This window comes from Dongia sp. (genome assembly GCF_041905885.1).
Taxonomy (GTDB): domain Bacteria; phylum Pseudomonadota; class Alphaproteobacteria; order Dongiales; family Dongiaceae; genus Dongia.
The window spans coordinates 94,140-102,577 of the sequence record NZ_JAYRKD010000022.1; the positions used below are offsets into that span (position 1 = coordinate 94,140).

8 protein-coding genes are annotated in these 8,438 nt (G+C 66.0%); 6 read left to right on the forward strand and 2 right to left on the reverse strand.

The window, feature by feature from the left end:
- The first annotated feature begins 1 nt into the window (after position 1).
- Together glcE and glcF are read left to right on the forward strand one after the other, a co-directional pair.
- Positions 2 to 1,231, forward strand: a complete 1,230-nt coding sequence (gene glcE, locus ACH2CY_RS20275; RefSeq protein ID WP_395021246.1) for a glycolate oxidase subunit GlcE — start codon at positions 2 to 4, stop codon at positions 1,229 to 1,231.
- Position 1,232: 1 nt separating this feature from the next.
- Positions 1,233 to 2,525: a glycolate oxidase subunit GlcF gene (gene glcF / locus ACH2CY_RS20280; protein WP_395021248.1), complete on the forward strand. Its 1,293-nt coding sequence runs from the start codon at positions 1,233 to 1,235 to the stop codon at positions 2,523 to 2,525.
- On the opposite strand, the gene ACH2CY_RS20285 is transcribed toward glcF, so the two are convergent.
- Positions 2,512 to 3,609, reverse strand: coding sequence for a M14 family metallopeptidase (locus ACH2CY_RS20285; RefSeq protein WP_395021249.1), 1,098 nt, complete (start codon positions 3,607 to 3,609; stop codon positions 2,512 to 2,514). The genes glcF and ACH2CY_RS20285 overlap by 14 nt on opposite strands.
- Before the next feature lie 113 nt (positions 3,610 to 3,722).
- On the opposite strand from ACH2CY_RS20285, the gene ACH2CY_RS20290 reads away from it, so the two are divergent.
- Positions 3,723 to 4,259: a tetratricopeptide repeat protein gene (locus ACH2CY_RS20290; protein WP_395021250.1), complete on the forward strand. Its 537-nt coding sequence runs from the start codon at positions 3,723 to 3,725 to the stop codon at positions 4,257 to 4,259.
- A gap of 1 nt (position 4,260) precedes the next feature.
- Positions 4,261 to 4,821, forward strand: coding sequence for a tetratricopeptide repeat protein (locus tag ACH2CY_RS20295; RefSeq protein ID WP_395021252.1), 561 nt, complete (start codon positions 4,261 to 4,263; stop codon positions 4,819 to 4,821).
- 8 nt (positions 4,822 to 4,829) lie between these two features.
- Here ACH2CY_RS20295 and ACH2CY_RS20300 read toward each other — a convergent pair whose 3' ends face one another.
- Positions 4,830 to 6,848: a molybdopterin-dependent oxidoreductase gene (locus tag ACH2CY_RS20300; protein WP_395021253.1), complete on the reverse strand. Its 2,019-nt coding sequence runs from the start codon at positions 6,846 to 6,848 to the stop codon at positions 4,830 to 4,832.
- Between the two features lie 81 nt (positions 6,849 to 6,929).
- On the opposite strand from ACH2CY_RS20300, the gene bfr reads away from it, so the two are divergent.
- Together bfr and ACH2CY_RS20310 are read left to right on the forward strand one after the other, a co-directional pair.
- The gene (gene bfr / locus ACH2CY_RS20305) at positions 6,930 to 7,409 is read left to right on the forward strand and encodes a bacterioferritin (RefSeq protein WP_395021255.1); all 480 of its coding nucleotides are present in this window, start codon (positions 6,930 to 6,932) and stop codon (positions 7,407 to 7,409) included.
- Between the two features lie 195 nt (positions 7,410 to 7,604).
- Positions 7,605 to 8,303 carry a pirin family protein gene (locus tag ACH2CY_RS20310; protein WP_395021256.1) on the forward strand — a complete coding sequence of 233 codons (699 nt, stop codon included), beginning with the start codon at positions 7,605 to 7,607 and terminating at the stop codon, positions 8,301 to 8,303.
- The last annotated feature ends 135 nt before the right edge of the window (positions 8,304 to 8,438 follow it).

The window sequence follows — 8,438 nt, forward strand, 5'->3', positions numbered from 1 at the left end:
AATGGAATTGCTCAGTCCAGCCTCTCTGGAGGAGGCCGCCGATTGCGTGCGGGCGGCGATCGCCGACAAGGCGGCGCTGGAAATCCTCGGCGCCTCCAGCAAGCGCGGCTTCGGCCGACCGGTCGATGCCGCAAGGCAGATCACCACCGCGGCGATGTCGGGCATCATCTCGTATCATCCGGAAGAGCTGGTGCTGGTGGCGCGGGCCGGCACGCATATGGCGGAGATTGCCGCAGCGCTCGAGGAGAAAAACCAGTTCCTCGCCTTCGAGCCACCGGATTTCGGCAAGCTCTATCCGGGCGACGATGCCGGCAGCAACCGCACCGGCACCCTGGGCGGCATCCTCGCCACCAACCTCTCCGGCCCGCGCCGCTTCAAGGCCGGTGCCGCGCGCGACCACTTCCTCGGCTTCACCGCGGTCAACGGCCGCGGCGAGATCTTCAAGGGTGGCGGCCCGGTGGTGAAGAACGTCACCGGCTACGATCTGCCGAAGCTGATGGCCGGCTCCTTCGGCACGCTCGCGCTGATGGACGAAGTCACGGTCAAGGTGCTGCCGCGCCCGGAGAGGACGCGCACGGTGCTGCTTTACGGCCTGGATGCGGCGGCGGCCAATGCGGCAATGACCAAGGCGCTGACCGGGCCCTACGACATTTCCGCGGCGGCTTTCCTGCCGCAGATCCAGGCGCAGTCATCCGATTGCGACTATGTGGGCGCGCAGGGCAGCGTAACCGCGCTCCGGGTCGAAGGCTCCGGACCGGTGGTGGAGCATCACTGCGCCGCCTTGCGCCGCGATTTTGCCAAGGACGTGGGGGGCGCGACCGAGGAGCTGCACAGCGCCAACTCGATCACGCTCTGGCGCGAGATCCGCGACCTCCATCCCTTCTTCGACATCGACACCATCCTCTGGCGCATCTCGGTGCCGCCGGCCCATGGCGCCGGGGTCGCGGCCAGCTGTGCGATCGACATTCCAGGCAGCAACTTCCTGCTCGATTGGGGCGGCGGCCTGGTCTGGCTGTCGAGCCCGGCCAGCGGCGGTGCGCATGCGGAGCAGGTGCGGCGCGCCTTCCAGCGCTGCGGCGGCCACGCCACCCTGGTGCGGGCACCCGAAGCCGAGCGCCGCAAGGTCCAGGTGTTCGAAGCCGAAGGGGCGCGGGCGCTGACCGAGCAGGTGAAGCGCGCCTTCGATCCGGAACGCGTGCTCAATCCCGGTCGCATGTTCGAAGGCATCTGACATGCAGACCAGCTTCACCCTGGCCCAGCTCGCCGACCCGGATACCGCGGAATCCGAGAAGATCCTCCGGGCCTGCGTGCATTGCGGTTTCTGCACCGCGACCTGCCCGACCTACGTGCTGCTCGGCGACGAGCTCGATTCCCCGCGCGGGCGCATCTATCTCGTCAAGGAGATGTTGGAGCAGGGCCGCGCCGCGACCGCCACCGAGGCCAAGCATATCGACCGCTGCCTCTCCTGCTTGAGTTGCATGACGACCTGCCCCTCGGGCGTGCATTACATGCACCTGGTCGATCACGCCCGTGCGCATATCGCCGAGACTTTCACCCGCCCCGCCGACGAACGCTGGCTGCGGCGGCTGCTGGCCTTCGTGATGCCGCGGACCGGTCTCTTCCGGCTGGCGATGATGGGTGCGGCGTTGGCGAAGACTCTGGGCGGCGCGCGGTGGCTGCCGGGCAAGCTCGGCAACGCGTTGAAACTGGTGCCGGGATTCCCGAAGGGTCCGTCGAAGACCGATCGGCCGCAGGTCTTCCCGGCACAAGGCCCGCGCCGCGGCCGGGTCGCCTTGCTCGCCGGCTGCGTGCAGCCGGTGTTGCGGCCGGAGATCAATGCGGCGGCGATCCGCCTGCTCAATCGGCTGGGGGTCGAGGTGGTGGTGCCGGAAGGGGCCGGCTGTTGCGGCGCGCTCGGCCATCACATGGGCTTCACCGACCAGTCGCACCGCCTCGCGCGCAACAACATCGCGGCCTGGCAGAAGGCCGGCGAGATCGACGCGATCCTGGTGACCGCATCGGGCTGCGGCACGACGGTGAAGGATTACGGCTACATGCTCCGTACCGAGGCCGACGTCCGGGAAGCGGCGGCGCAGGTCAGCGCCAAGACCCGCGATATCACCGAATACCTGGCGATGCTCGGCGTCTCGGGTTCAGTGCCGAAGCTGAAAGTCGCCTATCACTCCGCCTGCTCGATGCAGCACGGGCAGAAGATTTCCGAACCGCCGCGCGCGCTGCTGAAATCCGCCGGCTTCGACGTCGCGGAGATCCCCGAAGGCCATCTCTGCTGCGGCTCGGCCGGCACCTACAACCTGCTGCAGCCGGAGCTCTCGGCGCAGCTCCGCGACCGCAAGGCGGCGAATATCGCGAGCACCGCGCCCGACCTCGTGGCCACCGGCAATATCGGCTGCCTGCAACAGCTCAGCAGCGCGATCGACGTGCCGATCGTCCACACGGTCGAGCTGCTCGATTGGGCGAATGGCGGACCGATGCCGGCGGAGCTCAGCGCGCTTAGGACTGCGTGAGCCCTTTCATCGCGCGCTCGGCGACATCGATCGCGCGGTCGAACACCATCTTCTTCCAGTCGTCCTTGTCCGGATAGAAGGCGGCGCGGATCTGCGACTTGATCTCCTTGCCCTTGGCGTTCTCGAGGTCGCCATGGACGTGGAGCCAATTGTCGGCGCGGACCGCCAGCAGCATCTCCTCCAGCGGCAGGGTACCGTATTCCAGGGTGACGCCGGTGACCTCCGCCTCCGGGATGGTATCGGTGATGGCGATCTGGGTGTCGCCGGTGACCACGGTCGAGGTCGAGGTGCCGTCGTCGGTCGCGGTCGCGTCGTTGTACCAGTCCTTCACCCGCGCGGTGCCCGGATCGCCGGCGAGATGGTTGCAGATGATCTCGCCATAGCCATAGGGGCCGAGGCCGGTGTGAAGATCGATGAAGGCGATTTTTCGGACATGATCCGAATGCGGCTTCAGGATCGCGCGCATCGTGCGGTTCGACCAGCCGGCTGCCTTGCCGCCGTAGAACACGCCTTCATTGTCGAAATACTGGCCCTGGGTGATTGCCGCCTGCAGCGCCCAGGCGCCATGCTTGCCGGCATAGGCCTGGAACTGCGCGCGGTTGCGGTTCTCGCCTTCCCGGCTCCATTCGTCCGGGCAGATCGAATTGCGGAGCTCGCGATAGCCCGGGTTGTCCGGCGTCGGCTTGCCGTGATCGACGAAGTTGCGGTTGAGATCGATGTTGTCCTCGGTCACCCGCCGCACCCAGGCGAAGCCATAGGGATTGATCGCATGGACCAGCAGAACCGCGGTGTCGGGCGGAAGCTGCTCGAATATCCCGCTCTGCAGCCAGCCCGTCTCGATGCCGGAGCCGCAGAAGCCCTCGGCGCCGTGGGTCCCGGCCTGGGCGAAGAACAGGCGGCTCGCATCCTTGGGGCCGAGCCAGGCGGTTTCGGTGCTCAAGTCCCCGCCGTCCGGCCCTCTTTCCGGATTGGCGCGGCTGGCCAGGGTCGCGCCCGCTGCGCTGGCGGCCTCGCGGAAACGCTGCCGGCCCTCGGCAAACGTGCCCGGGAACACGGCGGCGGGTGAGGAAATCTTTACGGCCATCTGCTACTCACAATTCTGCGAAGGCGCGAGATTAGGCGCTGAACCCGAATCCCGCCAAGCGTATGCTGGAGGATGCTATGAGGCCTCTCTCGGGGAAAGTCCTTATTGGCGGCATGGCCGCCATCTGGTTTCTTCTCGCCGGCGCGGGAATTGCCGCGGCCGACCAGAAGGATGCGCGCCTGCCGCCCCTGTTCGAGCAGTTGAAGGCGGCACCCGATCCGACGGCGGCGCTGGAAATCGAAGCGAAGATCTGGACCATCTGGCTCGAGGCCAATGACCCGGCGATCGACCAGCTGATGACCGAAGGCAACGCGGCGATGGATAAGGACAAGTTCGGAACCGCGCTGGAGAAGTTCAACGCGATCGTCGCGCAGAAGCCGGATTTCGCCGAGGGCTGGAACAAGCGCGCGACGGTCTATTACCTGATGGGCAACTACCAGCAATCGCTGGCCGACATCGACCGCACCCTGGAGCTCGAGCCCCGGCATATCGGCGCGATTTCGGGTCTCGGCCTGGTGAACATCAAGCTGGAGCGCGAAGAGGCCGCCGCCGATGCTTTCCAGCGTGTGCTGGCGATTGACCCGCAGAACGGCAGCGCGAAGAACAACCTCGATATCGTCCGGGAAATCCTGAAGAGGAAGCAGATCTGAAATGCGCAAGGCTTTGCTTGGATCGGCCCTGCTGGCCGCTCTTGTCTCCTTCGGCTCCTTGGCGACATTCGCCGACCAGCGCGATCCCAATCTCCCGACCCTGTTCAAGTTCCTGAAGTCGGCGCAGCACAGCGATCAGGCCGGCCTGGTCGAGGACAAGATCTGGGAGATCTGGTCGGCGACCGGAGATCCCGAGCTCGACCGGCTGATGGTGACCAGCTCCACGGCGATGGCGCGGGGCGACTACAAGGGCGCGCTCCTGGACATCGACCGGATCCTGCAGGCCAAACCGGATTTCGCCGAGGGCTGGAACAAGCGCGCCACCGTCTACTTCCTGATGGGCGACTACCAGAAGGCGATCGCGGACATCGACCGCACCTTGGAGCTGGAACCCCGCCATTTCGGCGCGCTCTCCGGCCTCGGCATGTCGAACATGAAGCTCGGCCGCGACGCCGCGGCGGCGGACGCCTTCCGCCGCCTGATCACCATCGACCCGCTCTACCCCAACGCCAAGCGCAACCTGAAGCTGGCCCTGGATTCGCTGAGCAAGAACTCGATCTGAGCCGGTAGCTACGCCGGCGCGATCGTCACCTCGACGCCGTGGACGGCGCTGCTTTCGGCCATGTCGGTCTTCTCGCCGGGATTGAGCGCGTTCACGTTGAGATGCCCGGCCAGCAGCTTCGGCCAGCGGCTCTTATGCGCCAGCGCGACTCCGCGCGGCACGATCTCACCGATATCGATGCGCATCACCAGGCGTCCGGTCTGATTGGCGACCGCGGCATTGTCGCCGACCTTCAGCGACAGCCGCTCGGCGTCGGCCGGATGCAGCAGGATGGTTTCCGGCCCGATCTTCTCGGCGATCTTGGCGTCCTCGTGATAGCTGCTGTTCATCAGCCAGGGTGAAGCAGGGGAGAGCATGCGGAAGCGGCCGGTCTCGGGCCGCGGATCGGCCCAAGGCTGCGGCAGGGCGGGGTGCCCGTCCGCCGCGGCCCGGGCGCTCTTCAGCTCGATCTTGCCCGACGGCGTCGGGAATTTGAGATCGGCGAAGGTCGGCACCGGCTCCGGTGACAGCGTGACGGTCGCCTTCTCCTTCAGCTCCGCAAAGCCCGAGAGGCCCGTCTGCCGCGCCAGCGTGTCGAGGATGGACGCGTCGTCTTCATAGAGCTCCGGCTCGTTGAAGCTCATCGCTCTTGCAAGACGGCGGAAGATCTCCTGATTGGGCAGCGATTCGCCGATCGGCTCGATCGCCTTGGCCTGGACCGAGAGGCCGATATGGAAATAGGGCGAGACGATGTCGTCGAATTCCAGGAAGCCCGCCGCCGGCAGGATGAAATCCGCGAAGTCGGTGGTGTCGGTGGCGAAGCAGTCGACCGCGACATGGAAGAGATCGTCGCGCTTCATGGCCTGGTGGAGGTCCGCCTGCCGCGGGTTCGAGGCCGCGATGTTGACGTTCCAGGTGATCAGCGCGCGCGCTGCCTCAGGCTTGCGCAGGATATCGACCAGGTCCATGTGGCTGCCGACGCGCTTCGGCTTGGCGCGGAGATGCGGCGCCTCGATATAGTCGCCGTCGAGTCCGCGGCGCGCGCCGCCGTTCAGGAACAGGAAGCCCGCGCCCGGCTTGGCGAAGTCGCCCTTCAGCGCCGAGAGCATCGCCACGGCGCGGAACACGTTGCCGCCTTTCGGCTGGCGCTGCAGCCCCTGGCCCATCCAGAGCAAGGCCGGGCCGGCGCCGAACAGCCGCGCCGCCTCTTCGATCTGCTGAGCGGGCACGCCGGTGATCGGCGCCGCCCATTCCGGGGAGCAGCGCGCGATCTCGGGCTCCAGCTCGTCCCAGCCGATTGCGTTCGCGGCGACGAAGGCGCGGTCGATCTTGCCGTCCCGCCGCAGCACATGGGCGATGGCGAAGGCCAGTGCGGCATCGCTGCCGGGGAAGGGCTGCAGGTGCAGATGCGCCGCCGCCGCGGTCGAGTGCTTCACCGGATCGACCACGATCAGCTTCGCGTCCGTCTCGCGGATCCAATGCTTGTGCTGGTGCGGCGCCGAGGCATGCGGGTTGGCGCCCCAGATCAGGATCGTGGTCGCCTGCTGGGCCATGCGCGGGTCGAAGCCTTCGGACCCCGTCCCGTACATATAGCCGAGTGCCGCATGCCCGGCCGCGTTGCAGATCGAATCCGGATCGACCTCGCTGGCGCCGAGCCGGTTCAGGAATCGCTGCGGAAAGCCGCCGGCGATCAGCGAGCAGGTGCCGGTGTAATGCGTGTGCCAGATGCTCTCGGCGCCATGCGTATCGGCAAATCCCTTCAGCCGCGCCGCGATCTCGGCGATCGCATACTCCCATGTGACCGGCCCGAAACGCGCCTCGCCCTTCGGCCCGACCCGCTTCAGCGGCCGAGTCAGTCGGATGTTGGGATCGATCCAGGCCCCGTTATAGGCGATCGCGCATTTGCCGCAGAGCGCACCGCGGCTCACCGGATGGTCGGGATCGCCCAGCACCTTGATCTTGCCGTCGGCCCGTTTGGCAACCGCGATGCCGCACGCGTCGTAGCAGTCGCGCGGGCATGTGGTGCGAATGATTTGCGTTGGCGGCATGCGGATCTTATCGCTGATTGTTATCTCCCTGACATCAGAGTAGAAGATCGGGGACTAATTCACAATGCGCGGGAGCCGGCCATGAAGGGCGACAAGAAGGTCATCGAGCACCTGAACATCGTGCTCAAGAACGAGCTCACCGCCATCAACCAGTATTTCCTGCATGCCCGCATGCTGAAGAACTGGGGCCTGAAGAAGCTCGGCGAGCACGAGTATCACGAGTCGATCGACGAGATGAAGCATGCCGACAAGGTGATCGAGCGAGTCCTGTTCCTCGACGGCTTGCCCAATCTGCAGGATCTCGGCAAGCTGATGATCGGCGAGAACGTGCAGGAAATGCTCGAATGCGATCTCAAGCTCGAGATGGCCGCCCACAAGGATCTGAAGGCCGCAATCGTCCATTGCGAGAAGGTCGAGGACTTCGTTTCCCGCGAGATCTTCGTCGACATCCTGGAATCCGAGGAAGAGCATATCGACTGGCTGGAGACCAACCTGGGCCTCATCAAGCTCATGGGCCTGCAGAACTTCATCCAGTCCTCGTCCGAGATCAGCGGAAGCTGACCGCGCCGCCTTCAGTGCGCCTGTCAATGCGCCCAACCGCCATTTCGGGATAGCCCTGGGATGGCGGTTTCCATTTGGCTCAGCCGGTGAACAATCCGTTCACGCCGGGCAGTCTTTACGAACCCCCTGTCTAACCCCAAATCTCCGTCCATCAGAACGGGCCCCTATCGGCGCCCGCGCACGGAGTATCCGATCATGATCGACGTCAGACCCTTCAGTTCGCTCGGCGGCGCCAACCATGGCTGGCTGGACGCCAAGCATCATTTCTCCTTCGCGAGCTATTACGACCCCGACCGGATGGGATGGGGCGCGCTGCGGGTCTGGAATGACGACACGATCGCGGCCGACAGCGGATTCCCGCCGCATCCCCATGCCGACATGGAGATCATCACCTATGTCCGCGAGGGCGCGATTACGCACGAGGACAACCAGGGGAACCGCGGGCGCACCGAGGCCGGCGACGTCCAGGTGATGAGCGCCGGCACCGGCATCCGCCATTCGGAATACAACCTCGAATCCGAGGCGACCCGGATCTTCCAGATCTGGATCATCCCGAATGCCCGGGGTGGCAAGCCGAGCTGGGGCTCGAAGCCGTTCCCGAAGGACGACCGTTCGGGCCGCTTCGTGACCCTCGCCAGCGGGATCGAAGGCGACAGCGACGCGCTGCCGATCCGCACCGACGCCCGCGTGCTCGGCGCCAACCTGAAGGCCGGCGAGACCGTGGAATACACGCTCGGCGGCCGGCGCCACGCCTATCTCGTGCCGGCCAAGGGCAAGGTCGAGGTCAACGGGGTCGCTCTCGCCGCCCGCGACGGTGCCGCGATCGCCGAGGTGGAAACGATCCGCGTCACCGCCGTCGAAGACGCCGAAGTCGTGCTGGTGGACGCGGCCTAGCGGCTAGCTGTCGTTGCCAAGCAGGTTGTTCAGTCGGTGAGCTGGGGGAGCGGCCATGATCCCGGCATGGGGTCGGTGGTGATTGTACCAATGTAGCCAGCCAGGCATGTCGGAGCAGCGATCGGCTGAAGAAGC

Coding starts and splice junctions, on each gene's coding strand:
- bfr (WP_395021255.1), top strand. CDS start 6,930: ATGAAGGGCGACAAGAAGGTCATCGAGCACCTGAACATCGTGCTCAAG.
- ACH2CY_RS20310 (WP_395021256.1), top strand. CDS start 7,605: ATGATCGACGTCAGACCCTTCAGTTCGCTCGGCGGCGCCAACCATGGC.
- glcF (WP_395021248.1), top strand. CDS start 1,233: ATGCAGACCAGCTTCACCCTGGCCCAGCTCGCCGACCCGGATACCGCG.
- ACH2CY_RS20285 (WP_395021249.1), bottom strand. CDS start 3,609: ATGGCCGTAAAGATTTCCTCACCCGCCGCCGTGTTCCCGGGCACGTTT.
- glcE (WP_395021246.1), top strand. CDS start 2: ATGGAATTGCTCAGTCCAGCCTCTCTGGAGGAGGCCGCCGATTGCGTG.
- ACH2CY_RS20300 (WP_395021253.1), bottom strand. CDS start 6,848: ATGCCGCCAACGCAAATCATTCGCACCACATGCCCGCGCGACTGCTAC.
- ACH2CY_RS20295 (WP_395021252.1), top strand. CDS start 4,261: ATGCGCAAGGCTTTGCTTGGATCGGCCCTGCTGGCCGCTCTTGTCTCC.
- ACH2CY_RS20290 (WP_395021250.1), top strand. CDS start 3,723: ATGGCCGCCATCTGGTTTCTTCTCGCCGGCGCGGGAATTGCCGCGGCC.